This is a genomic window from Paenibacillus caseinilyticus (assembly GCF_027533645.1).
Lineage (GTDB): Bacteria > Bacillota > Bacilli > Paenibacillales > NBRC-103111 > Paenibacillus_G > Paenibacillus_G caseinilyticus.
Genome location: NZ_JAQAGY010000004.1, coordinates 1 through 25,642, shown reverse-complemented (window position 1 = coordinate 25,642; position 25,642 = coordinate 1). Strand labels below are relative to the sequence as shown.

Genomic DNA, 25,642 nt, shown 5'->3' with positions numbered 1-25,642 from the left:
CGGTTTCCATGAAATACAATGCATTTGGACGATCAGGTAAACAGGTATCGCGCCTCGGCTTTGGATCGATGGGGTTAGGTGGGGTCTTCGGCCAGTATTCAGATAAGGAATTGGTCCAATCCGTTCTGCACAGCTTGGAGAATGGGATCAACTTTATTGATACCGCCCGGAATTATGGAGAGTCGGAGCGAATTCTGGGCCTAGCCCTTCGCGAGTGGAAGGGAGAAGCACCGTACATTGCATCCAAGGTTCAATCCAAGGGACCGGGTAATGTAGGCTGGGGCATGCCCATTCCGGTGGAAACGGCGTATCCCAAAGGCTGGCTGAGAGAAAGCACCGAAATCTCGCTGGAGCAGCTGGGTGTGGAGACGATCGATTTGATGCAGCTTCACCAATATTGGCCCCAGTGGGACCGGACCAGCTATTGGATGGATGAACTGCAGCAGCTGAAGCAAGAGGGGAAGATCAAGGCCATCGGGATCTCCCTGCCGGACCAGCGTCACGATATTGCACTGCCGCTTATCCAAAGCGGGCTGATCGACTCGGTTCAGACCGTCTTTAACATCTTCGATCCCCTGGCGCTCGACTGCCTCATTCCCTTCTGTCAAGAGAATCAGGTCGCGGTCATCGCCCGCTGCATTCTCGATGAAGGCGGATTAACGGGCTTCCTGAGGGAGGATACCCCGTTTGAACCGGATGATTTTAGAAAATCGTACTTCGATTACATGCCTCGTTCGGTGTATATAGACCGGGTGAACCGGTTACGGGAAGAATGCATCCCGAGGTACGCGAGCAGTCTGGCAGAGCTTGCCATCAAATTCGTGCTGCATCATCCGGGCGTCACTTCGGCGATCTCATCGATGCATATTCCTCAGTATGCGGACGAGAATATGGCTGCCGTGGACAGCGAGCCTCTGCCTGAAGAGGTATTCCAGCATATCCGCCGCCATCACAGATGGGTGAGAAACTTCTATGAATCCAAATACTGGTGGTAATCCGGCTGCCGGCCAGGTCAAGACGCTGTGGTCGGAGCTGTTGCCCTATGAGTTCAAAGAAAGATTAGCGGAGTGCCCGGTCGTGTATCTGCCGCTGGGTCTATGCGAACCTCATGGGCAGGTCAGCGCCTTTGGCCTCGATACGATCAAAGCGGAATGGCTCTGCCAGCAAGCAGCCCGGCAGGCAGGAGGCATTGTCGCTCCTTCCATGGGATACCATATCCATGAATCGGGGTATCATGCGAGATGGCTCGAAGAGACCGTTGGAGAAGAGAATCCCCATATGACCGCGGTCCCGCCCGCTGTTTTCCTTTCCTTTTTCCTCTATCAATTAAGAGCCTTTGTGAATGCAGGGTTCAAAGCGGTCGTCGTGATGACGGGCCACAGCGGAGGCAATCAGGAGGATCTCCGGCAGGCCGCCAGCCTGTTCATGTCCTGCATACCGGTCAAGGTGTGGGTGAGGAGTGATCCCGAGTTAGTAGAGGGCTGTTATACGGGGGATCATGCCGGCAAATACGAGCTCTCCCAGCTCATGTACATACGCCCCGATTTGGTGAATATGAACGCAAAACGGTTAGAGGAAGTCCCCTTATCCGGCGGGCGTCTGGCCCTGGGAATCGATGCGGAGGAAGCAAGCCCCGAACTAGGAAAAGAGATCATGGAGGCTTGCGTGAAGCGGCTGTGTGATGAAGTGGATCAGATGAAGTGGGAAGGATTCCCGCCGGACGTGCAGCCGAGAATCCCTTATTCGACCATCGAGAAGATCTGGGGCGAGGTCTTGCAGCATTCTTCTGCATGGGTTACGGCCAGACCTTGGCCGGGGCAGGGGGAAGTATCGCCGCATTCCCAGTGGAAGCCGTATGAAAATGCAGGAACGAAAACATAAAGACACAGGTCTGCGCTCCATTCGATGTAAGAACAGCCTTCGTCCGCATGCTGACGAGGGCTGTTCTTACAATGCAGGCCCATTCCAACTGGAGCCTGACCTAACAACATTCATGAAGGAGAGAACCATTCATGTTGGAGCCGGAACTAACCCGGAAGCTTCGTCAGCTTGTCGGAGAGAAATATTACCGCGATGACCCCGAAGCTCTGGTCGCCCATTCGTATGACGGCACACCCATGCTCCAAAGCCTGCCGGACGGCGTGATTTATCCGGACAACACCGCGCAGGTGGCAGAGATCATGAAGCTGCTCGCGGCACATCGCATACCGGTCATCTCCCGCGGTTCAGGCTCTAATCTATGCGGGGGCACGGTACCCGCCTTGGGCGGGGTCGTGATGGTGATGCACCGGATGAACCGGATCTTGGAGATCGACCTCGAGAATCTGACGGCAACGGTCCAACCAGGCATCATTACCGCGGAATTTATTGCTCATATCGAGTCGCTCGGATTGTTCTATCCGCCGGATCCAAGCTCTATGCGGATCTCGACGATCGGTGGGAACATCGCAGAAGGCTCGGGCGGCCTGAGGGGCTTGAAATACGGCACGACCAAAGATTATGTCATTGGCCTGGAAGCGGTGCTGGCAAGCGGCGAGATCCTCCGCACGGGCGGCAAGCTGATGAAGGATGTCGCCGGATATGACCTGACCAAGCTGTTGGTCGGCTCCGAAGGGACGCTCGCCATCTTCACAGAGGCCACCTTGAAGCTGGTGCCGCCGCCCAAGAGCAAGATGACCATGATCGCGATGTACATGGATCTCTATGGAGCGGCAAGGACCGTATCGCGGATCATTGAAGCGAAGATCATTCCAGCCACGCTCGAGTTCATGGATAATCCGACCATCCGGGTCGTAGACGATTTTGCCAAGCTGGGTCTACCGCGGGATATGGAGGCGATCCTGTTGATCGAGCAGGACGGAGACCCGGAAGCCGTCGGCCGGGACATGGAACGGATCCGGGAGATCTGCGAGTCGGAGCGGGCGGACCGGATCGAAGTGGCACAGAGCCGGGAGCAGGCGGAGAAGCTGTTAACGGCCAGGCGCAGCGCCTTCACAGCGCTTGCGCGGCTGCGCCCGACGACCATTCTGGAGGATGCGACGGTACCGCGTTCCCGAATTGCCGATATGGTGCAGCGCATCAACGAAATTGCCTCCAAATACAAGGTTTCGATCGCCACCTTCGGGCACGCGGGGGACGGCAATCTCCATCCTACGGCTACGACGGATGCAAGAGATCAGGAAGAGATCCATCGTGTCGAACAAGCGTTCGAAGAAATTTTTGAAGCGGCAATCGAGCTGGGAGGGACCATCACCGGCGAGCATGGCGTCGGCTTGGTCAAAGCTCCATATCTCGAATGGAAAGTCGGCAGGGCGGGTATGGACATCATGCGCGGGATCAAGCAGGCATTCGATCCGCACAACCTGCTCAATCCAGGCAAGATACTCGCCAAAGAGACGCGAAAAAGAGTGGTGATCACCCGTGGCTGATGCGAATACCGGAGCTCAGCTCCAGCTCCAGCTCCAGAAAAAAACACCGGTAGAGCAGAGCAATCCGCTGGCGAAAGCGCTGAACCTGAGGCTCGACTACGATCAATTAACCAACTGCATGCGGTGCGGATTTTGTCTGCCGGCTTGTCCTACCTTCAGGGAAACCGGCGTGGAACCGGAGTCGCCGAGGGGACGAATTGCGCTAATGAAAGCGGTCGCGGATGGGATCATGGATCCGGATCAGGCGTTCCAGGATCAGATGAACCACTGCCTGGGCTGCCGGGCATGCGAGCCGGTCTGCCCGGCCGATGTCAAATACGGGCAACTGATAGAGCAGGCCCGCGATGCCATCGAGGATCACAACCATCGCAGCGTTCCCGCAACCGGCATTCGCCGGCTCTTTCTGAGGGGAATCTTTCCGCACCGCGGACGGCTGCAATGGCTCGGGAGATCGCTCTCCTTGTACCAAAAGTCGGGCTTGCGCAAAGTGGTCAGAGGAAGCGGGATGATGCGGCTGCTGCCGCGCCATATGCGCGAGATGGAGCGGATACTGCCGGAGGCTTCCTCCCAAGGCGTGGTCGAGCGGCTCGGCACCCTCTATCCGTCCCGGGGAGAGCCGATTGCCCGCGTTGCCTTGTTCCGGGGCTGCATCATGGATGTGCTGTTCGCACAGACGAATGTCAACACGGTGAAGCTGCTGTCGGAAGCGGGTTTTGAAGTGGTCATCCCGAAGGAGCAGGCATGCTGCGGGGCGCTTCATGCCCACAGCGGAGAGATGGAACAGGCGCGGGAGCTGGCCCGCAGGAATCTGGACGCTTTTCATGAAGCTGGAATTGAGCACATCGTCTCCAACGCGGGCGGCTGCGGCGCTCTGCTCGTGGAATACGGCCATCTGCTGCAGGAAGATCCGGAGTACCGCGAGCTTGCCGAGGAGTTCGCTTCCCGTGTCATCGACGTGAGCAGGCTGCTGCTCGAGCGTGGCAGACTCCCGGCTTTTGCGGAGCCTGATGCGAGTCCCTCCGATCCACTGACGATTACTTACCAGGATTCCTGCCACTTGCGCAACGTGATGAAGAGCTCGGATGCTCCCAGACAGCTGATGCGGAAGGTAGCCAACGTCCATTTCGTCGAAATGAAGGAAGCGGACCGGTGCTGCGGATCCGCTGGGATCTATAACATGACGCAGCCCGAGATGGCCGGGCAGATTCTGGAGCACAAGATGGAGCATGCGGGCCGGACCGGAGCCCGCTATATGCTGACAAGCAACCCGGGCTGCTTGCTGCAGATGAAGCTGGGGGTATGGAAGCACGGAGCCGGTGGTCCAATGGAGGTCCAGCACGTAGTGGATTTCTTGTACGAAAGAATAAGGGAAACGAGCTGAGCACGCGACAGGCTCTGCGCTTTCTGGAACTCTCCATTCCTTAAGAAGCCTTTAGGGCCATGGCACCTCCAAATCTATCGACTGCCAGCTGAACTCCATGGTATATTTTAGGATGATATCTCATAAGGGAGGTTGTGTAATGGGAACTAGCAGTCCGGCAACGATAACGGTACAAACGATCGTCCATGCTCCCGTCGAAAGCGTATGGAGCTACTGGACAGAGCCGAAGCATATCACGCAATGGAACAAGGCTTCCGATGACTGGCACACGCCTTACGCCGAGAATGATCTGAAGGCCGGCGGCAAATTCGTCTCGAGAATGGAAGCCAAAGACGGCAGCTTCGGATTTGATTTTGGCGGAGTATACGACGAGGTGCGCCTGAACGAGACCCTCTCCTATACGCTCGATGAAGGAAGAGAAGTGAGGATTGCTTTTATCCGCCAAGACAACGACACCCAAATCATCGAGACGTTCGAAGCGGAAGAGACCAACGCTGCCGAGATGCAGCAAGCCGGTTGGCAGGCTATTCTGGATCAATTCAAAACCTATGTGGAAACGGTTAAAGCAGAGTAACACCGTTCCACGCGATAGAAGCGCATGCCTACATTGGCATGCGCTTTTGTTATTCGGGGTGATAGGCGGTTTGATATGAGGCTGCCAACGCAAGTGCCCATAGTAAAAATAGCATGGAAAGTAGTCAAAATAGTGGTATTACAACCGAAAGATCCTATGAAATAATAAAAACACAACTTGAAAACCTCAGATCATAAGGGGAGGCCTATCTGAAGGGAAAGGGGCTGGTCATTCGGGGTGCATCGATGAAACGTGAGGAAGCGTGGAACAAAATGAATGCGCTTTAACAATCCCGCGATGGGAAAGGAAGGATTATCATATGGGAAGCAAAAGAAAAAAAATGAAAAAGGCGATGGGTTATCTATGCGTGACTTCCATGCTGTTTGGGTCCTTTCTCTTGATGGATACAAAGGAATCGAAAGCGGAAGCTCTCACCAAGACCATCACCATTGATGGGAAAAAGGTAGATACATATAACCGGTTCAAAGGCTTCGGCACGGTAACCGCCAACAATACGTCCCGGCTGCTCCTGGATTATAAAGAGGAGAACCCCAAAGCCTATTGGGAAATCATGAATAAGCTGTTTAATACAAAAACAGGGGCCGGACTAACGCACGTGAAAGTGGAGCTTGGCGGGGATGTGAATTCATCTTCAGGGACAGAGCCAGCCACCATGCGGTATGCCGATGAACCGGCCAATGTGCTCCGGGGCGCAGGGTTCGAGTTTGCCGCCGATGCCAAATCCATCAACCCGGATCTCACGACGGAAATTCTGCGGTGGGGCGAACCGCGCTGGACTTGGAATGGCGCCGCCGGCAATGAATATGAGAACCGGTACCAATGGTATAAGCAGACGATCGATGCCGTGTATAAGGAGTATGGGTTTAGAATCGATTATGTGGGAATCTCTCAAAATGAAAGAGCTGCGAATAATAATGGCAAAATAGAAGTGGAATGGCTGAAATACTTTACTTCCCAAATCAAAAAAGAGCCCAATTATGACTCAGACTACAAAGAGATCAAACTGGTTGCCGCAGACGGCTATCGGGATACGGCCGCCATCAGCCGTACGCTGCTGGAGAACCCGGATCTGATCGACGAGATCGATGTCATCAGCTCCCATTATGGGCTGACAGGATCAAACGAACTCACCCAATTGCAGAATAAATTGATCTCTGAAGGCAAAAAGCCAAAAGAAGTGTGGGTATCCGAGGGAATTGCCCCCATGATCAATGCCCGCTACCGGGAGAAGATGGAGCCGCAGTACAAAGGACTGGGAGGAAAAGCCGGAATCGTGGATGTCACTTCGCGGATCATCTCCGCCTATTCATGGTCAGGCGCAGGCAGCAATCCGCTTCGCGCGGTTTCCTTTGACTTACAGCCTGCCGTTGCCGCCTTCTATGAAGGATCATCCTATAATCCGAAGCACCTGATCAGCGCGTATGACCCCTGGTCCGGCTTCTATGAAGCGGATGGCGGGTTGCAAGGCGTTCGCCATGTGATGAACTTCGTCGGATACGACGATCACACCACGCCGGAGAATGAGCGCTGGATGATTGTCAGCGATGCAACGTACAGTGACGGGGCTTTCTTCGATGGCGGTGTCGATGTCGATACGAGCACGCATAACTATATGACCTTCAAAGATCCGCAAACGGACGATTACACCACCGTTTTTGCGAATAATACGAAGGAAACGCGCAAATATACGATCCATGCCGCGAATCTAAGCGGAAAAGAAAATGCGCCGGTCTATGTATGGGAAACACGCGGTGCTGAGGCAGGACAGCCGTATGATGCAAACTGGTTGAAGCAGATCAGCCGAATCACTCCAAAAGCCGGCGTATATGAAATAGAAGTGAAACCGTACTCCATCGTGACCCTATCCACACTCGATAAGAAATCCGAAGTGAAGGGCTTTGAATATCAATCACAGCCCGTCAATCTATCGAAAGACACCATACTGCCTCTGCCTTATACGGATGATTTTGAATACAAAACATATCGGGCAGACGACAAGGGCCGCGATTATGTGGAGCGCCGCGGAGGGACACCGCGCTATACTACGGACCAGACGGCCGCATTCGAAGTGGTGAAAAAAGCGACCAAACCGGTGTCTGGCGGAAGCGCGGCACGTACAGATCTGGCTGTTCCGAATGCAAAGGCGCATGGCAATATGCTGCAGCAGCGCATCACGCCGGACATCATTGGCGCCGAATGGGCTGTATGGGGCGGTAAGGACGGATCGACGGCTGCCGGTAACCCGACCACCACGATAGGGGATCACCGCTGGGTGAATTATAAAGCTTCTTATGACTTCCTGTTAGATACGCACACACCGGAAGCCGCAGGAAGAAGCAACTATGCGTTAATCGGGGTACGGCAGGTGAAAGCCGGCGGAGCCGATTCCCATGCTCCCTACAATGCGCGTGTCTATGCCGATGGCAGATACGAAATCCTGAAGCTCGGGAAGGTCGTAAAGAACGGTACGATCCCTGGCTTCAACAACAAGATTTGGCATAACTTGGCCTTCGAAGCCAAAGAAAATGTATTCACGCTGTACCTGGACGGCAAAGAAATCGACGCTTATACGGACGCGGATAGGGCGGTAATGGCTGGCAGAGTATCGCTCGGCTCCGGCTATTACGAGACCCTGATCGATAATTTGCGTGTAGAGCCCATCAAGGGCTACACCTATGAATCCGATAAATACGACAGTGCGCAGGGGATGAAATTCGCCACGGAAAAAGAAGCTTTGGACAACAAAGACACCTTGTATCCGATCGGCTATCTGGGCAAATGGGATTATACCCAAGCGGGCTTTGCCCATTTTAACCGCACCCAGATGACGGCCAAAACCGATGTTCCCGTATGGAACGGAGTCACGGTAGGCTTCAAGGACACGACCAAGGTACAAGGGACGTTGAACAAAGTGTTCTATTCCGGGAACTGGTCGTCGAACAGCACCAATACCTGGGGAGCTGCCGGGACTTCTGCCGAAACTTCTGCCCTGACTTCATTCGAAATCAAATTCAAGGGCACGGAAATCAGGCTCTTCGGGATCACGAATGCGTCCAATGGGACAGCCGATGTCTATCTCGATGGAGCGTTAGCCGGAGAAGCGAGCTATGTCAATAACAGCGAAATTCATCAAGAGGTCTGGTCTGCAGAGAATCTGGAGGATAGAGAACACACCCTGAAGGTCGTAGCCAAAGACAAGTATATCAGCTTCACGAAAGCAGAAATCGAAACGACCGGCCCTGTAACCGCAGTCACCAAATTAGCCCCTAAGGAAATCGTGAGCGTATGGGATGATGCACAAAACGGGACGGTAGTGAATTCCGTGTATGCCTTCCGAAAAAATGGCAGCACCTGGGGCTCCAACGATACGAATGCCTGGGCGCATTTTAATGATGATCCGTATTTGCTCATCCACTTCACAGGCACAGGCATCGATTACTTGGCCGGGACGGGAGTGAAATCCCAATATAACTTTGAACTGGATGGTACAGATGCGGGCAATTACAGCGTCAATCCCGACGGCGTGATGTATTCTGTACGGGGCCTCGAAGAAAAAACGCACACCTTGAAGGTAGCACTCCAAACCAATGAAAGAAAAGAAGACTATATGGACTATCGTGGAGTCCAGATCTACAGTACCTCCAAAGCAGATCCTGCGAACAGCAGCAGCATGATCTTCGATTTTAAAGGATCCGGGTTCAATCTATTCGGAGCGACTCCGGATGCATTATTGGACGTGTACATCGATGGGATCTTAATCGACGAGAACTTCAGGATCCGTGCCGCGGGAGATAGACAAACCTCTTACAGTATCCGGGGACTGAGCAATGCCAAGCACACGGCGAAAGCGGTTGTGAAAGGCGGAACCTTTGTCTTCGATGGCATGGATATCATCCGGGGCACCAATAAAGTGGAAGTCAATAAGGATAAGCTTCAGGCCTTGTATGATGCGAGCCAAGGGAAGGACCCCAAAAACTACACCAAGAAAAGTTGGAAAGCGTTCCATTCCGCACTCCAGGAAGCCAAAGCGGTATTAAAAAATCCGCAAGCTCCATTAGAGAAAGTCGCTGCAGCGGCGGCATCGTTACAGGCAGCATTGCAAGGATTAACAGCAGCACAAGGAACGGAGTAAGCCGGATCGGCAGCTGCTGCGGATCATCCATGCTGTGGCATCACCGCTAATCCGCTGCCCCCATAATGAGTTCTCTCTGAAGAGACGGCCGTTTGCGCCGTCTCTTTTCTTATAGTAGTCAAAATAATTCGAAGAGATGTCAAAATAACGTTATCGTCCACCAGGGCCTTGACCTATAATGAACCTATATACCGTGTCCCGGGCATGAAAGCCCTTCTGGACAAGTCATCTAAGAGAAGGAAGGCGAGCACTATGGCTCTGTTTGGGCGAAGGTTCCGGCTGTTCTCGATTACATCATTTCGCACCAAGCTGATGCTCGTGTCGGTCTTGTGCCTTCTGCTGCCGGCGCTCGCGACGCTGACCGTCTATAACGTGCTGACCCGCGATGCGGTGAAGGAGCAGGCGGTGTCGAGCGCGAAGCAGACGCTGGAGCTGATCGACGGTCATGTATCCAATTCGCTGGAATACATGACCTATCTCATGAACTTCATTCAGGAAGACACCGATCTCAAAATGGCCTTGAAACAGCTGAACGATACCGCCTACAGAGATGACCGGTTAACGAACGAGCAGTACACCGCCGGAAGCGTGGTGCGCTACAAGATCGAGAGCCTCACGGCGGCCGGGGACAGCGTCTACTTGTCGATCGTACTGCCCAACGGGATGTATTTTATGAATTACCCCGCTTATGAATATGCTCCAGGTCGGTTCTTGAAGGAGCCGTGGCTCCAGCAGGCGAACGCGGTGTACGGCCCGTTCCACTCCTATTGGGCGGGCACGCTGCCCACCCAGTTCCTGTCGGAGCGGGAGAAGAATCCGTACCAGCTGACAGTGGTCCGGGCGCTGAGAAGCCAGAACTTCGATAACTCCACGATCTATGCTTATGTGGTCGTCACGATCATGGAGAGCCGGATTCACAAATATTTCGAGCGTCTGGCCGCCGGCCAGGAAGTCATGCTGCTCGATAAGGACGACCGGGTGCTGTCGCATACGGATCCGGGACACATCGGTACGGATTTTCCTTACTTGCTGCAGACGGAGGGCAAGCAGGAGCGGGATATCGTACGGCGGGACGGCACCGACTACCTGATCTCGCAGCACCCGATCTCCTTCAGTGTCAACGGCTGGAAGCTCGTCTCCCTGACGCCTTACCGCACAGCGGTGACCAAGATCAACGCCATCTTTCAGAATGTGTTCTTGTTCCAGCTGATCTCCTTCGTGCTCTTCTTCCTGCTCTTGATGGTGGCGCTGCGGGCGTTCACGAAGCCGCTCGTGAAGCTCGACAAGGTAGCGGTCGAAGTGCAGAAGGGGGACCTCAGCGTCCGTTCTTCGATCCGCGGGATGGATGAGATCGGCCGCCTCGGCCGATCATTCGACGGCATGCTCGAGCGCATATCCGATATGATCGACGAGATTACGCTGACCCAGGCGCGCAAGAGGAAGGCGGAGCTGAGCATGCTGCAGGCGCAGATCAACCCGCATTTTCTGTTCAACGTACTGAACTCCATCCGGATGAAAGTGCTGGGGCGGGGAGACCGGGAGAGCGCGGAGATGATCGCCTCTCTCTCGAAGCTGCTGCGGATGACGATCCAGGACAAGGGAAGCATTCCGCTGCATGACGAGGTGGGGACGGTGATCGACTATATGAAGCTGATGAATATGCGCCAAAAAGAAGCCGCGCTCCTCGAGATCGACATCTCGCCGGAGGTATATCTGGAGCGGGTGCCGCGCTTCTTCCTGCAACCGCTGATCGAGAATGCGCTCATCCACGGACTGAACCAGCAGGCCGGGACGGTCAGCCTGCAGGCGCTGCTCGAGGAGCCGGACTTCATCCGCATCCGGGTCCGGGATAACGGCCAGGGGATGGACGCCGCGAAGCTGGAGCGGCTGCGCCGGCAGCTGGCGGCACCGCAGGCCGAGGCTGCGCCCGAATCGGACAAGAAGGGCTTCTCCTCCATTGGTCTCGCCAATGTGTACGAACGGATGAGGATGACCTTCGGGGAACGGTTCCGGATGGAAGTGGACAGCGCGGAAGGGGCCGGGACGGTCATTACAATGTATATTCCAAAGCAGGAGGAGGCAGAGCCGCATGTATAAGGTCATGCTGGTGGACGATGATTACCCGGTGCTGGAGTTCCTGGCGGGATCCATCCCTTGGGAGCAGCTCGGGCTGACGCTGATCGGCACCTATGAGAACGGAGCGGTGGCGCTGGAGGCGGCGCAGAAGGGGATGCCCGATATCGTGGTCACGGATATCGGCATGCCGCGCATGAACGGCTTGGAGCTGATCCGCGCCTTGAAGGAGCTTGCGCCGCGCATACGCTTCGCCATTCTCTCCTGCCACAGCGAGTTCCATTATGCCCAGCAGGCGATGAAGCTGAACGTGCAGGATTACCTGCTCAAGGACACGCTCGATCCGGAGGATATGGAGAAGCTGCTCGTCCAGTTCCGGGCCTCACTCGATGAAGAGAGCAAGGGAGCCCAGCAGCAGAAGCAGCTGCGGCAGATGATCGACCGCAACCGGGAGCGGCACAAGGAAAGCTTCATCCGAGGGTCGATCCACGAACCGATCCTCGACCGGCAGGCCTGGCTCCAGGAGGCGGAGTCCTTCGGTCTGTCCCTGCAAGGCCGCGTGTGTCTGCCGGTAGCATGCTATATCGATGACCAGCGCCAGGCGCGGCAGCGGTTCGTCACCGATGATGTGCTGCGCTTTGCCGTCAACAACATTCTGGAAGAGATTCTCCGCGAAGAAGCGACGGAGGCGGTGAACTTCACCTATGATGTGCTCCGGTCCTTCATCCTGATTCCCTCGCAGGGCGGCATCAAGACCAATCCGTACGACGAGGCGGTAGGGCTGCTGACGAAGGTGCAGTCGACGGTCTACACGGCGCTGAAGCTCAAGCTGTCCTTCCTCATCGGCCGGACCTGCGGGGAACCGGCGGAGCTGAAGGGGGAGATGACCGGGCTGCTCGGTTCGTCCGGCCAGCGCTTCTACATGCGGCAGCAGTCGATGGAGAAGAAGGAGAAGCTGATCTTCTCCCAGGCAGACCTGTTCTCCAGCTATGACGAGGCAGCCAGCAGCTTCCGGGGGGTGCTCCTGGAAGGCAGCGCGGCGACGGTACAGCCGGTTCTGGCCTATTGGACCGGGTACGTAAGGTCGGAGCGGTTCCGGCCGGAGACGGTCAAGGATTGGGTGCTGAAGCTGGTGCTGGATCTGAAGCTGAAGCTGCAGTCCATGCAGCTGTTCCGCAACCATTATTCGGTGGAGATCCTGCACAGGGAACTCCTCGAGATGGATACGCTCGATGAGATCGAAGCGTGGGTGAACGGCTTCTTCGAATCCTCGCTCGTCGCGGCCCGTGACGCCAAGGTGCTCAGCAAGCGAACGGAGGTGCTCGATGCCTGCCAGTATGTCTCGCAGCACCTGCACCGCAAGATCTCCCTCGACGAGGTCGCCGAGCACCTGTATATGAACCCGAGCTATTTCAGCCGGCTGTTCAAGAAGGAGAGCGGGGAGACGTTCATCGAATACGTGAACCGGACGAAGGTGAACCGGGCCAAAGAGCTGCTCGACGGGACGAACCTGTCCGTGGCGAAGATCTGCGAGGCGCTCGGCTACGACAACCACAGCTATTTCATCAAAATGTTCAAGACGGTGGCGGGCGTCACGCCGCAGGAATACCGGGGTACCGCGGCGGTCAAAGCCTAGGCCGCGGATAGGAAGGGTTCAACGAACTCCCCAAAGAGTCAAAATAGCCGCGGAACTTATCAAAATAACGTTATGGTTGCCCCTCTGCGAATCCCTATAATGAACGTATACCAAGACGACTTACATAGCGAGAGGTGGACCGAACGTGAATACGACAAGCTCCAATATGACCCTGACGGAGAAGCAGGCCCGGCCTGCAGGAAGCAAAAGTACCCTGCGGCGCAGGGAAAGCCTGGCAGGCCTCCTGTTCGTCTCCCCGATGTTGATCGGCGTAACCGTGCTTACGCTGCTGCCGATTCTCGCCACCTTCGTGCTCAGCTTCGCCGACTGGAATTTCGTGGCGGGGATTAAGGGGCTGAAGTGGACGGGGATGGAGAATTTCGAGAAGCTCTTCGCGGACGAAAGCTTCCGGATCTCCCTCAAGAACAATATGATCTTCATCTTCACCGTGCCGATCTATATGATCGTCTCGCTGACCCTGGCCATCATGATCAACAAGCACGTGTATCTTAAGAGCTTTTTCAAAGTGGCGTACTTCATGCCTTATATCTCCAGTGTCGTGGCGATTGCGATTGTGTGGCAGGTGCTCTTCCACCCGTCGGCCGGACCGGTGAACCAATTCCTGATGTCGATCGGGATCGAGAACCCGCCGAAGTGGATTGCAGATCCCGCCTTCGCGCTGCCTTCGGTCATGATGATCTCGGTCTGGATCTCGATCGGCTACAACATGATCGTCTACATGGCGGCCCTGCAGTCGATCCCGAGGGATCTGTACGAAGCGGCCGATATCGACGGGGCGAACGGCTGGACGCAGTTCCGGAAGATTACGGTGCCGATGCTCTCCCCGACTTCGTTCTTCCTGCTCGTCACCGGGATCATCTCTTCCTTCAAGGTGTTCGACCTGATCGCCGTGCTGACCAAGGGCGGACCGATGCAGTCCACAAGCATGCTGGTCTGGTATCTCTATGACCAAGCGTTCATCAATCTTCGGGTAGGCTATGCTTCCTCGGTCGCCGTTGTGTTGTTCTTCTGCGTGCTGCTCATCACGGTGCTGCAGTGGTTCGGCCAAAAGAAATGGGTTAACTACTAGGAGGCGAAGGTCATGAAAGAAAAACTCAACGTCTGGAAGCTGACCCATACGGTCGTCATGCTGGCGGTCAGCATCCTCTTCCTGCTGCCGTTCATCTGGATGCTCTCGGCATCCTTCAAGCTCGAAACGGATGTGTTCAAATATCCGATCCAGTGGATTCCGGAGCGCTGGAACGCGGTCGAGAACTACAAAGAGATCTGGGCCGGGCAGTATGCGTTCTATCTGTACTACTGGAACTCCATCAAGGTGGCTGTGCTGACTACGCTGATCTCCTGCACGGTGTCGGCACTCGCGGCTTACGGGTTCTCCAAGATCGATTTTCCGGCAGGCAAGTGGCTGTTCCTCATCGTCCTTGCCACATACATGGTGCCGTCGCAGGCGATTCTCATCCCGCAGTTCATCCTGTACCGCAACATCGGGCTGTTCGACAGCCACTTCGGGCTCATCCTGCTCGGCTGCTTCAGTGTCCTCGGCACCTTCATGCTGCGCCAATTCTTCATGGGCCTGCATAACGAGTACATCGAGTCGGCGAAGATCGACGGAGCGGGCCACTGGCGGATCTTCTGGCAGATCGCCTTCCCGCTGGTCCGCCCGGCGATCGCCACCTATGCGATCCTGCGCTTCATCTGGACATGGAACGATTACCAGAATCCGCTGATCTTCATCCGTACGGATAAGCTCTACACGATTCCGCAGGCGGTGGACAAGTTCGCCTCGATGAACGGCGAATTCTACTCCCTGATCATGGCGGCGGCCGTGTCCGCGATCTTCCCGCTGCTGATCACCTTCATCATCGGCCAGAAGAGCGTCATCGAAGGGATCGCAGTGGGCGGCGTGAAGGGGTAAGCGGCCGGAGAACAGGGGGACGGTTAGAAGCCATCCGAAGCGTTGAACGGGAGGCCTGTGCTCCACCGAGTCCATCCGGTAAAAATAACGTGAGAAGTAGTCAAGATAGCGTCACCCGGCTCTTGAAACCGGTTGCTATAATGATAAGGCTAGCAAGAGCAAACGTTTCCCAGATCCTTATATACAACGGAGGGGCTCACTTATGAAAGCGAACACATGGACCAAATTGGCAGGCACAGCCGCTGCAATCAGTCTGTTGGCAGGCTGCAGCGGAGCGGGAGGGGACACGCCGGCGGCGGAGAGCGGTTCGGGCGGCAGCGGAACTGCTGGCTCGCCTGTCAAGATCAAATTCCACGCCTTCGGCAGCGAGTCCCAGCAGGCCTGGACGAAGGTCATCTCTTCCTTCGAAGCCAAATACCCGAACATCAAGGTGGAGCTTGTGAACCTGAGCGAGAAGGGCGACACGCAGGAGTATGCGAAGAAGCTCGACCTGGCGGCGGCCTCAGGCGAAGAGATGGACGTCATGATGTTCAGCGAAGCGGGGATGTATGCCCAGCGTGTGGCCCTCGGCATGGTGGCTCCAATCGACGAGTTCGTTCAGAAGGAAGGATTCAAGGTCGGCGAAGAGTATAAAGTCGATACGACGCTGAACGGCAAGGTCTATGCGCTCCCGGGCAAATTCAACCCGTGGTATGTCCTGCTCAACAAGGACCACCTGAAGGAAGCGGGACTGGAAGTGCCGAAGGAGTGGACGTGGGACCAGTTCATGGATTATGCGAAGAAGCTGACCAAGGGCGAGGGTGCGGGCAAGCGCTACGGCACGTACTTCCACGGTCCGCAGGGCGGCGGCTGGCTGGAGTTCACGAGACTGGCGATGGCGAACCAGCCGGACAACTCAGATTATCTCAAGGCGGACGGTACCTCGAACCTCGATAACCCGCTCTTCAAGAAGTCCATCGAGGTGCGCTACCAGATGGAGAAGGTCGACAAGTCCTCCGTCCCTTACACGGACATGATCTCGCAGAAGCTTCACTACCGTCCGCAGTTCTTCAACCAGTCCGCGAGCATGATCGTCATCGGCAGCTGGATGAACTCCGAGATCGGCGGAACGGAGCAGTTCCCGCTGAACTTCAATGTCGCTGTCGCGCCATTCCCTAAGAACAGCGCGTCGGACCAGGGCGGCTACTCGATGGTGACGACCGACTTCATGGCGGTGGCGGAGAAGTCCAAGCATAAGCAGGAAGCGTACCAGTTCATCCGCTACTTCACCACCGACGGCACGATCGCCCAAGGCAAATATGTGCCATCCTGGAACAAGGTCAAGGCAGAAGACCTGAATAAGATCATCGACACGATCGTCGGCGGCACGAAGTCCCCGGACAAGGTCGACAAGGAGTCGCTGAAGGCCGTACTCGCAGGCTCCAAGGCTTCGAAGCTCGTGCCTCCGACCTCGTTCCAGGCCGATGTCTACAAGGTGATCAACGAAGAGTATGAGAAGCTCATCATGGACAAGCAGAACCTCGATGCCATGCTGAAGAACGCCCAGGAGCGGACCCAGAAGCTCATCGATTCGAACAAAAAATAAGCTGTGCCACAGCAGCAGGGAAGAGAGGACCTTCGGGTTCTCTCTTTTTTTAACGATAATTCCTTACAGCCCGTTGATGGACATGGGAATCAGAGGCTGCTCTTGCATTTGACCCCCGGTGTTCGGCTTGTTAGAGCCCAATCGGCGATAGTGTGACGGCGTTTGCTCCGTCATTCTCTTGAACAAGGTTGCAAAATAAGACGTACTGGCGAATCCGACTGCCAAAGCGATATCGTTCAATGATTTATCCGTTCGAAGCAAATACTCCTTGGCCGCGGTTATTCTTTTCCTCTGAATATACTCCGCAGGGGTCATACCCTTGACCCGCCGGAAGGTCCGCTGCAGATGATAGGGACTGCCATGACACAAATCCGCCAATGTGTCTAGGGTAATCGCATTCACATAATGTCTGTCGATATATTCTGTGATCTGATCGACCCATTCTTCGGCAGGCAGCTGCGTTCCGTCGGGCTTGCATCGCTTGCACGGCCGGAAGCTTTCGGACAGGGCCTGCGCCGCGTTCAAAAAAATACGGACATTCTGTTTTTTAGGGGGCCTTGATTTACAAGAAGGTCTGCAAAAAATCCCGGTGCTCTGGACCCCATAATAAAAATGAAGGTCAAAGGCCGGATCGTTGCGGAGTATGGCTTGCCAGCGCTCCTCCGTTAACTGGATCCTCTCTCCAATAGATTGATTCAATGGATCATCACCTCCCGCCCCAGTATACCTCCGTTCCTGCTGTTCTGTACGCAATACGGAATAGGACAGCAAGATTCCGCAAGTGCGGTACTGCCCGAATGAGAGCGCAACATCGCGAAATTCCACCCGTGGTATAACAGATCTGCAGGAACAAATACGTCGTCAGGAGATGAAGACCATGGGTAAGCTGTTAAACAAAGTAGCCATCGTAACGGGGGGAAGCCGGGGCATTGGCCGGGCCATCGCGCAGCGGCTTGGCCGCGAAGGAGCGACGGTGGCCGTGCATTACGCAGCCAGCCAGGGCGCTGCCGAGGAGGTTGTTCAGGAGATCCATCGCAGCGGAGGCTCTGCCTTCGCCGTGGGAGCCGACCTCCGGACACTGGATGGGATCCAGTCGCTCTATGCCGCCGTGGAGCAAGAGCTCATCGAACGGTTCGGCTCGAGCGGTATCGATATTCTCGTCAACAATGCGGGAATAGGTCTTGTAGTGCCTATCGAGGATACGAAGGGGGACGAGTTTGATTCGCTGATGTCGCTGAATGTGAAGGCGCCATTCTTCATGATCCAGCAGGCGCTGCCCCATCTGCGCAAGGAGGGTCGCATCATACAGCTTTCTTCAGCCGTTACACGCATCTCCCTGCCGTCTATTCCGGCATACAGCATGTCGAAGGCCGCCATCAATGCGCTGACGCTTGCGCTGGCTACCCAGCTCGGTCCGCGCGGAATTACGATCAATGCCATCGCGCCGGGATTCGTCGCTACGGATATGAACGCCGGTATGCTGCAGGATCCGGGCAGCCGCCAGTTCGGCGCCGACTATTCGATCTTCGGAAGATGGGGGGAGGCGGCGGATATTGCGGATATAGCGGCGTTCCTCGCATCACCGGAGAGCGGGTGGATCACGGGTCAGGTGATTGATGCAAGCGGCGGTTCGCACCTGTAACCATTACGAAGGGCTGCGTACGCAATCGTACACCGCGAAGAGTATCGCACGCTTCTACGAGATAAACGGCTTCGCCGTCCTTTAAGGACGATGTGAGTGTATAAGAAATACAAGAAGACCGGATCGAGCTCTGGTGAGATATACATTCTAGAATTTGAACAAAAAAACACAGGCTGATGGCTGATGGCTGCCTGCGTTTTTTTGTTGTGTTCCCCGACAGATGTGGTTCAGAAAAACGCATCCCGGAGAAGATCAAACTCCTCATTCGATACTTTCATTCGACACGTTCATGCGATTCTTATTCATCAGCACGGCAATGCAAGCCAATAAGCTGAGTCCTGCACAGAGGGTGAACATGCCGGGGTACGTGATCGTTTGGGCCACTACGCCCATGAGCAGTCCTCCTGATGAAAATCCCATATCATAAGATGAAATAAACAGGCCCAGTAAGACGGCCCGGTTCCGTGCCGGTAAGACAAAGGACAGATAGGTGACCAATGTAGGATACAATAAAGCAACAGCCACTCCGTTGCATACGGCCGATACATACATTAAAGCCCCTCCGGATTCAAGCATCGCGAGAAGCCCCGAACCGGCGGATGCGCAAAGCAGGAGTCCCGCGATGAATCCGGTATGCCAGCTGCCGTCGGAAGGTATATGCCTGCGCAGGACAAACCGGCAGACCACCACAACGAGCCCCTGCAACAAGAGGTAATAGCCCGCATGTCCCGCGCCGGTCTTCTCCATATACAGCGGCAAGAAGGTGGAGACGGCGCCAAAAACGCAGGAAGCCAGCAGCATCACGGCCGAGCAGACGAGCAGGATCCGATGCTGCCATAGCTGGGCTATCGAGCGGAGCATCTCCAGGAAGGTATAGGAACCCTCGCCGAGAGGGGAGGCAGGCAATGGGGCAAAGGCCCCCGTCAGCCAAGTGATGACGCTCAAAGCGATCATGATCCCCATGAACAAGGAAGGCTGGCCGGTGTCCCATAGGTATAAAGCCAACAGGGGGCCGAACAGCTGCGGAATCATGGTGGATAGCGTATATAGCGACATCCCCTGGGCGCGGTCTTTTGCCGAGAGCATGACTAGCATCCCCATCTGCATGATCATGGAGAAGAATGCGGTAACGGCGCCTTGCAGCGCACGAAGCCATAGGTAGCTGTCGATGCCGGATAGGGAGTACAGCACCAGGCAGCCGCCGTGAACGAGTAAGAGGGCGCGCATGATCGCGAGCGCACCGTATCGGCTGAGCAGCTGGCCGGCCCAGGGGCGGACTATCATGCAGGTCAGCATGTAGGCGCCCATCATCAGGCCGATCTCGCCTTGCTGCATCCCTCGGGCGTCGCTTTGCAGAGGGAGAATGACGGTAAGAATCGAGTTCGCGGAGAAGAATAGGACGGCCAACAGGTACAGCTTCAATTGACCGCGTGACAATGGACCTTGTGCAACCACGAGTGATATTCTCCTATCGATGGGATGTGAGCTGCCAAAACGTATTAACGAAATATAGCATGGGAAAGCTTGGAGTTCAACGGGAACGGGGGAAGCTTGCGCGTGCCCTAGGATACAACAATGAGCACAATAGTGTGGATCGATAACCCCCTGTATCCACCTAAGTTTTTACCATATGGTTATAAATAACATTGACAACATTGAATAAGTTAAAGTATGATGCTTTTTATCAGTGATAATCATTATCACTACATAGAGAGGGGTTACTTGTGCATGTTCGCAGCAAAGAGAAAAAGTCTCCTTCTAGGCATGACCTTGCTTATGGCTTTATCCGCGGCGATCGCAGGCTGTTCTGCATCGAAGCCAGAGACCGCGCCCGGCACAGCAGCAGACACGGCTAAAGCCGTGAAAAAGGAAGAAACGGTGACCATGGCCTGGCCTAGGGATATTGGGCCGATGAATCCGCATTTGTACAACCCGTCCCAGCTTTTTGCCCAATCGATGATCTTCGAGCCGCTGGTGATGTACAAGGATGGGAAGATTGTACCCCATCTGGCGGAATCCTGGACCCTGTCTCCGGATGGCAAGGAATACACGTTCAAGCTCCGCAGCAATGTCAAATTCTCAGATGGAACCGCCTTTACGGCAGCGACCGTGAAGAAGAACTTGGATGCGGTTATGAACAATATGAAATTACATACCTGGCTCGGCGTCATCAATGTGCTCCAGAAGACGGAAGCGGTCGATGACTCTACGTTTAAATTAACGCTGAAAGAGGCATACTATCCAACCTTGTACGATCTTGCGGTCGTACGTCCTGTACGTTTTCTTGCTGAATCGGGCTTCCCCGACGATGGGGACACCTCCAAGGGCGTAAAGAATCCGATTGGAACCGGTCCTTGGGTACTCAGTGAGTATAAGAAGGATGAATACGCGGCGTTTACTCCCAATCCGAACTATTGGGGAGAGAAGCCCAAGGTGGACAAGGTCGTCGTGAAAGTCGTTCCCGATGCCGAAACCCGTGTACTTGCTTTCGAAAAAGGGGACTTGGATCTGATCTTCGGTGAAGGTATTATCAGCTTTGACGCATACAAACAGCTGGAGCAAACGGGGAAATATGAAACCACGCTGTCCGAGCCGGTGGGAACCCGGAACCTGGTCCTCAATACGATGAATGACAAGTTGGCCGATCTGCGGGTTCGTCAGGCTCTTCACCAAGGCTTTAACAAGCAGGCTATGGTTGAAGGCGTCACCCTCGGGATGGAAGAGAAGGCAGACAACATTCTGCCGAAGAATCTGCCCTATTCCAATATTGATGTGAAACCGGTTGAATACAATGTGGACCATGCGAAGGCCTTATTGGAAGAAGCGGGCTGGAAGCTGCCTGCCGGCAAAGCGGTTCGTGAAAAGGACGGGAAGGCGCTGGAGCTGGAATTGCTCTATGACAAAGCCGACCTGACTCAAAAAGCAATGGCCGAAACGCTGCAGGCCGAATGGTCCGAGATCGGGGTCAAACTGAATATTACGGGCGTGGAATTAACGGTATATATTCAGCGCAGAAAAGCCAATGAATTCGATATGAACTTCTACTCGAGTTTCGGGGCGCCGTATGACCCGCATTCCTTCATGACCGGCGTTGTCCAGAAGGGCTTTGGGCTCTCGGATCCCCTGCAAGCCTTACCGATGAAGGCTGAGATTGACCAGAAAATCAACGACGGCATGAAAACAACCGACGAGAAGGTCCGGACCGAGCTATTCAGTTCCGTTCTCACTGCACTGCAGGAGCAGTCATCGATCCTTCCGATCTCCTATATCAAGAAGACCGCTGTGTATCAAAAAGACGTAAGCACCGTTACTTTCCCGTCGAATCGTGAGGAGCATCCGTTTTACGGGATCGATACGAAGGAGTAAAACCGCAGGAGGCATTACATGGTCACCTTTATCGGGAAACGAGTTCTTTCCATTATTCCCATCGTTCTCTTTGCCTCGTTTCTCATGTTTTGCATGATCAAACTCGGACCTGTGGACCCGGCCGAAGCCTATTTGGCCGCGGCCCACATTCATCCCGATGATGAAGTGCTGGCGGCCAAGAGGCATGAATTTGGCTTGGATCAGCCTTTATTGGTTCAATATGCTCAATCTGTGATGAAGATGTGCCGGCTTGATTTCGGCACGTCTTATATTTCTAATGAGCCGGTCTGGCAGGAAGTGGCGCAGAAAATCCCGGCAACGATCCAGCTTGCCTTGGCCAGTATCCTTCTCGCGATCCTGATCAGCGTGCCCATCGGTTTTTTATCCGCCGTGTATAAAAATGGCGCAATCGATCATATGAGCCGGGTGCTGGCTTACATTGGCGCTTGTATTCCTATCTTCTGGCTTGGGTACTTATTGGTTTATTTTTTCTCGGTGAAGCTCGACCTGCTCCCTGTAGAAGGCAGAGGAACTTGGCAGCATCTGGTGCTTCCGTCGGTCACGCTGGCACTGTGGCTCATCGCGATCTATACGCGCTTGCTTCGAACGACGGTGCTCGAGGAATTGCAGGAAGCCTACGTGCGCTATGCCCGGACGAGGGGGATTAAGGAGAGAGTCATCCTGCTGAAATATGTGCTGCGGGTTGCCATTCTACCTATGATCACAGGCCTCGGAATGAATATGGGGAAGCTGCTTACGGGAGCGATCATCGTAGAGCAGGTATTCTCTTGGCCCGGTTTTGGGCGTTACTTTGTTCAATCCATTGTGAACCGCGATATCCCGGTCATCCAAAGCTATGTACTGCTCTCCGTTTGTTTCATTGTCGGATGCAACCTCCTGGTAGATCTGCTCCAATTGTACCTGGATCCCCGGATTTCACGGAAAGGAAGGGCTGACCGGTGATGAGCAGATTACGCAGAGGGTTCAAAAGTCAGAGGATGATCGTCCTATGTACAAGCATCATCGTTATATTCTTTCTCATCAGTGTGCTCGCTCCGTGGATTGCGCCCCATGATCCGGTTCAGGTAAAATTGGCCATCAAGCTGCAAGCTCCCTCTTGGGACTATCCGCTTGGAACGGATCATCTGGGACGATGCAATCTATCCAGACTGCTGTATGGCGCAAGGGTATCATTAGGCTTTGCTTCCTTAATATTTATCTCTTCCTTAGGGCTTGGATTATTCGTCGGAACGGCTGCCGGCTATAGAGGCGGGTGGCTGGATGCGGTACTGATGCGGTTCTGTGAAGGCGTCATGGCGTTCCCGAGCCTGATCTTGGTACTGGGTCTGGTCGGGATATTGGGTCCGGGGATGTTCCAGCTCGTGCTCGCTTTAATGATGGTGCAGTGGGTGTATTATGCGCGGATGTTCCGGAATCTGGTCGTCAGCTTGAAGGAACGGAACTTCATTACGGCCGCGCGGATCAGCGGCTCGTCCCAGTGGCAGATCATCAGAAGGCACATGATTCCGAACATTCTGCCCCCGATTCTTGTCATCGGCACCCTCGAAATGGGATGGGCGATCATGGATATCTCGGCCATGTCCTTCCTCGGACTCGGTATTCAACCGCCTACTCCGGAGTGGGGCGCGATGGTCAACGAGGGCAAATCCTTCATACGGAATCATCCGCAGCTGATGCTCTATCCGGGATTGCTGATCGTTGCGGTTGTCGCGACTTTCAATCTATTGGGCGAGGCTTTGTCTGAGCGTTACGGTGTCAAACGACGTTTCTAAAGAGAAGGAATGAGCGTATTGGTAGAGCAAACAAGTCCTGTATTGCAGGTGAAGGGCCTGAAGGTGACCGTAAAGACGGAGCAGGGGAACCTGCCGCTGGTACATGGGGTGGATTTTGAACTGAAACCGGGTCGTATACTGGGCCTTGTGGGAGAGAGCGGAAGCGGCAAGACCGTCACTTCGTTATCCCTGCTGCAGATGCTGGATCGCAAAATGACCACCATCGAAGGCAGTATCCGTTTGAATTCACGCGAGCTGAACGGACTCAAAGAGGATGAAATGCGCCGGATCCGTGGGAAAGAGATCGCTTTTATTATGCAGAATCCGATGAATGCCTTCTCGCCTGTGTATACCCTGGGTACCCAGTTCATTGAGACGATCCGCACCCATACAAGCCTGAGCAAAAAGCAGGCTGCGGAATTAGCCGCCGGTGCGATGAGCGACTTGAATTTATCCAATCCTGCCGAGCTCTTGCGGCAGTATCCGTTCGAACTCAGCGGAGGCATGCTTCAGCGGGTGATGATCGCCTTGACGATGTGCTTAGAGCCGGCGGTCATTATTGCCGATGAGCCTACGACCGCACTGGATGTGACGAATCAGCTCCAAGTGCTGCGGCAGCTCGACCGGGTCCGGCAGGAGCACGGTACCTCTATCTTATTGATCTCTCATGATCTGGGCGTCATCGCCGAATTGGCTGATGATGTGGCGGTCATGCAGCAGGGGCGGATTGTCGAGCAGGCGGATGTATTCGAGCTGTTCGATCACCCCCAGCATGCCTATACCAAAACTCTGCTTGCTGCAAGACCCATGCTTCAGATCAGTCCGGAAATGGCGGGCTGTATATGGTCATGATCCGGAAATCGAGGTGAGTGTAATGACATTGCTTCAAGTCAACGAGGTAACGCATGCTTACTCCTCATCTAATCTGTTCCGACGGCCCAGAAGGAGCCGGGATGTCCTCTCTGGCGTATCGCTTCGAATCGAAGGAGGGACGTGTCTGGGTCTTCTGGGATCGAGCGGAGCGGGGAAAAGCACCCTCGGAAGGGTCGTTCTAGGTTTGGAAAAACCGAAGAAAGGCCAAGTTCTCTTCCAGGGCCATGATCTGTATACGCTCGATCCGAAGACGCGGAAGCAGCTGCGCCGGGACCTCCAGGTGGTGTTCCAGGATTGCTACTCCTCGGTGAATCCCAGGATGACAGCCGGACAAATCATTGGCGAACCTCTGGACAATTACGAGACCTTGTCGGTGCAGGAGCAAAAACGGGCCGTCGGAGAGCTGCTCGAGCGCGTCGGATTGAGCTCCGGGGACATGGGCAAGTATCCTCATCAATTCAGCGGCGGCCAGCTGCAGCGGATCAACATAGCCAGGGCGATTGCCCTGAAACCGAAGATGATTGTACTCGATGAGGCGGTAAGCAGCCTAGATATGGTGAATCAGACGAATATTTTGCATTTGCTGAATGACCTGAGGTCAACGTATGGTTTGTCCTATCTGTTCATTACCCACGATATTAAAGCGGCTTATACGATCTCGGACGCACTCGCTGTCATGGAGAATGGACAGGTGGCCGAGTACTGTGAGCACAAAGAGCAGTTTCTGCTGTCGTCCCATCCCGCGGTGAAAGGCTTGCTGGGGTCGATGCTTTCGGAACATCCGCGTTATCGCTCTAGAGATCGTCTGCCTGCAAGCAGATGAAGGTGTGTGCAGCGTGCCCCGACACAGAGAGGTTGGGGCGCGTTTTTTGTTTTGGAATCGTTATCTTCAATTATCAAAAGAAGAGTTAGAAAAAGCCGCCGTCCAAAGCTGGTATGCGGTGCACGCGTACGATAACGAGAAATTAATTGGTACGGGACGCGTGATATCCGATGGTGTGATTCATGCCTGTATATGCGGTGTTATGGTCCATCCAAGTTATCAAAAACAAGGGATCGGAGCCGAGATCATTCGAAGGCTATATAAGACGCATTTAACAACGTAACATGCCGCTGGTATGGGTAATTATTAGTAAAACACCTGAGGCGGCGATGAAGATGGATAAGACGTCAACAGAGATCGAACGCTTGAATGAAGCCAT

General features: G+C 54.7%; 20 protein-coding genes. 18 read left to right on the top strand and 2 right to left on the bottom strand.

All coding sequences use genetic code 11. The features are described from left to right. Positions 1-8: 8 nt before the first annotated feature. The 11 genes from O9H32_RS08000 (at position 9) to O9H32_RS07950 (ending at position 16,766) form a co-directional block, all read left to right on the top strand. The gene (locus tag O9H32_RS08000; protein ID WP_269865433.1) at positions 9-995 is read left to right on the top strand and encodes an aldo/keto reductase; all 987 of its coding nucleotides are present in this window, start codon (positions 9-11) and stop codon (positions 993-995) included. Then, positions 973-1,881, top strand: a complete 909-nt coding sequence (locus O9H32_RS07995; protein WP_269865432.1) for a creatininase family protein — start codon at positions 973-975, stop codon at positions 1,879-1,881. The genes O9H32_RS08000 and O9H32_RS07995 overlap by 23 nt, the downstream gene beginning before the upstream one ends. Before the next feature lie 131 nt (positions 1,882-2,012). Continuing rightward, positions 2,013-3,428: an FAD-linked oxidase C-terminal domain-containing protein gene (locus O9H32_RS07990; protein WP_269865431.1), complete on the top strand. Its 1,416-nt coding sequence runs from the start codon at positions 2,013-2,015 to the stop codon at positions 3,426-3,428. Continuing rightward, complete coding sequence (locus O9H32_RS07985; RefSeq protein WP_269865430.1) at positions 3,421-4,809, top strand: (Fe-S)-binding protein; 1,389 nt, start codon at positions 3,421-3,423, stop codon at positions 4,807-4,809. Before O9H32_RS07990 ends, O9H32_RS07985 begins: the two co-directional genes overlap by 8 nt. 139 nt (positions 4,810-4,948) lie before the next feature. Then, positions 4,949-5,383 carry an SRPBCC family protein gene (locus O9H32_RS07980; RefSeq protein WP_269865429.1) on the top strand — a complete coding sequence of 145 codons (435 nt, stop codon included), beginning with the start codon at positions 4,949-4,951 and terminating at the stop codon, positions 5,381-5,383. A gap of 319 nt (positions 5,384-5,702) precedes the next feature. Beyond that, positions 5,703-9,536, top strand: coding sequence for an S-layer protein (locus O9H32_RS07975; protein ID WP_269865428.1), 3,834 nt, complete (start codon positions 5,703-5,705; stop codon positions 9,534-9,536). 252 nt (positions 9,537-9,788) lie between these two features. Beyond that, a complete protein-coding gene (locus O9H32_RS07970) occupies positions 9,789-11,633 on the top strand; it encodes a cache domain-containing sensor histidine kinase (protein ID WP_269865427.1) in 1,845 nt (614 codons plus the stop codon). Then, positions 11,626-13,245 (top strand): response regulator transcription factor, encoded by a 1,620-nt coding sequence (locus tag O9H32_RS07965; protein ID WP_269865426.1) that lies wholly within the window; start codon positions 11,626-11,628, stop codon positions 13,243-13,245. The genes O9H32_RS07970 and O9H32_RS07965 overlap by 8 nt, the downstream gene beginning before the upstream one ends. Positions 13,246-13,390: 145 nt before the next feature. After that, on the top strand, positions 13,391-14,335 hold the full coding sequence (locus tag O9H32_RS07960; RefSeq protein WP_269865425.1) for a carbohydrate ABC transporter permease: 945 nt from the start codon (positions 13,391-13,393) through the stop codon (positions 14,333-14,335). Positions 14,336-14,347: 12 nt separating this feature from the next. Continuing rightward, positions 14,348-15,181, top strand: coding sequence for a carbohydrate ABC transporter permease (locus tag O9H32_RS07955; protein ID WP_269865424.1), 834 nt, complete (start codon positions 14,348-14,350; stop codon positions 15,179-15,181). 202 nt (positions 15,182-15,383) lie between these two features. Beyond that, positions 15,384-16,766 carry an ABC transporter substrate-binding protein gene (locus O9H32_RS07950; RefSeq protein ID WP_269865423.1) on the top strand — a complete coding sequence of 461 codons (1,383 nt, stop codon included), beginning with the start codon at positions 15,384-15,386 and terminating at the stop codon, positions 16,764-16,766. Positions 16,767-16,829: 63 nt separating this feature from the next. Here O9H32_RS07950 and O9H32_RS07945 read toward each other — a convergent pair whose 3' ends face one another. Continuing rightward, a complete protein-coding gene (locus O9H32_RS07945; RefSeq protein ID WP_269865422.1) occupies positions 16,830-17,465 on the bottom strand; it encodes a bifunctional transcriptional activator/DNA repair enzyme AdaA in 636 nt (211 codons plus the stop codon). A 178-nt stretch (positions 17,466-17,643) separates the two neighbouring features. Here O9H32_RS07945 and O9H32_RS07940 point away from each other — a divergent pair, with 178 nt between their 5' ends. Continuing rightward, positions 17,644-18,408, top strand: a complete 765-nt coding sequence (locus O9H32_RS07940) for an SDR family oxidoreductase (RefSeq protein ID WP_269865421.1) — start codon at positions 17,644-17,646, stop codon at positions 18,406-18,408. A gap of 261 nt (positions 18,409-18,669) precedes the next feature. Here the strand turns inward: O9H32_RS07940 and cntE are convergent, their stop codons facing one another. Continuing rightward, a complete protein-coding gene (gene cntE / locus O9H32_RS07935; protein ID WP_269865420.1) occupies positions 18,670-19,863 on the bottom strand; it encodes a staphylopine family metallophore export MFS transporter CntE in 1,194 nt (397 codons plus the stop codon). 273 nt (positions 19,864-20,136) lie between these two features. On the opposite strand from cntE, the gene nikA reads away from it, so the two are divergent. From nikA to O9H32_RS07905, 6 genes are read left to right on the top strand one after another with little or no spacing between them, the layout of a single operon-like run. Next, a complete protein-coding gene (nikA, locus tag O9H32_RS07930; protein WP_269865419.1) occupies positions 20,137-21,774 on the top strand; it encodes a nickel ABC transporter substrate-binding protein in 1,638 nt (545 codons plus the stop codon). 18 nt (positions 21,775-21,792) lie between these two features. After that, on the top strand, positions 21,793-22,737 hold the full coding sequence (gene nikB, locus O9H32_RS07925) for a nickel ABC transporter permease subunit NikB (protein ID WP_269865418.1): 945 nt from the start codon (positions 21,793-21,795) through the stop codon (positions 22,735-22,737). Next, positions 22,734-23,567: a nickel ABC transporter permease subunit NikC gene (gene nikC / locus O9H32_RS07920; RefSeq protein WP_269865417.1), complete on the top strand. Its 834-nt coding sequence runs from the start codon at positions 22,734-22,736 to the stop codon at positions 23,565-23,567. Before nikB ends, nikC begins: the two co-directional genes overlap by 4 nt. Before the next feature lie 18 nt (positions 23,568-23,585). Further along, a complete protein-coding gene (gene nikD, locus O9H32_RS07915; RefSeq protein ID WP_269865416.1) occupies positions 23,586-24,419 on the top strand; it encodes a nickel import ATP-binding protein NikD in 834 nt (277 codons plus the stop codon). A gap of 22 nt (positions 24,420-24,441) precedes the next feature. Beyond that, positions 24,442-25,263 carry a nickel import ATP-binding protein NikE gene (gene nikE / locus O9H32_RS07910; RefSeq protein ID WP_269865415.1) on the top strand — a complete coding sequence of 274 codons (822 nt, stop codon included), beginning with the start codon at positions 24,442-24,444 and terminating at the stop codon, positions 25,261-25,263. Between the two features lie 4 nt (positions 25,264-25,267). Next, positions 25,268-25,546 (top strand): GNAT family N-acetyltransferase, encoded by a 279-nt coding sequence (locus O9H32_RS07905; RefSeq protein WP_319946930.1) that lies wholly within the window; start codon positions 25,268-25,270, stop codon positions 25,544-25,546. Positions 25,547-25,642: the final 96 nt, after the last annotated feature.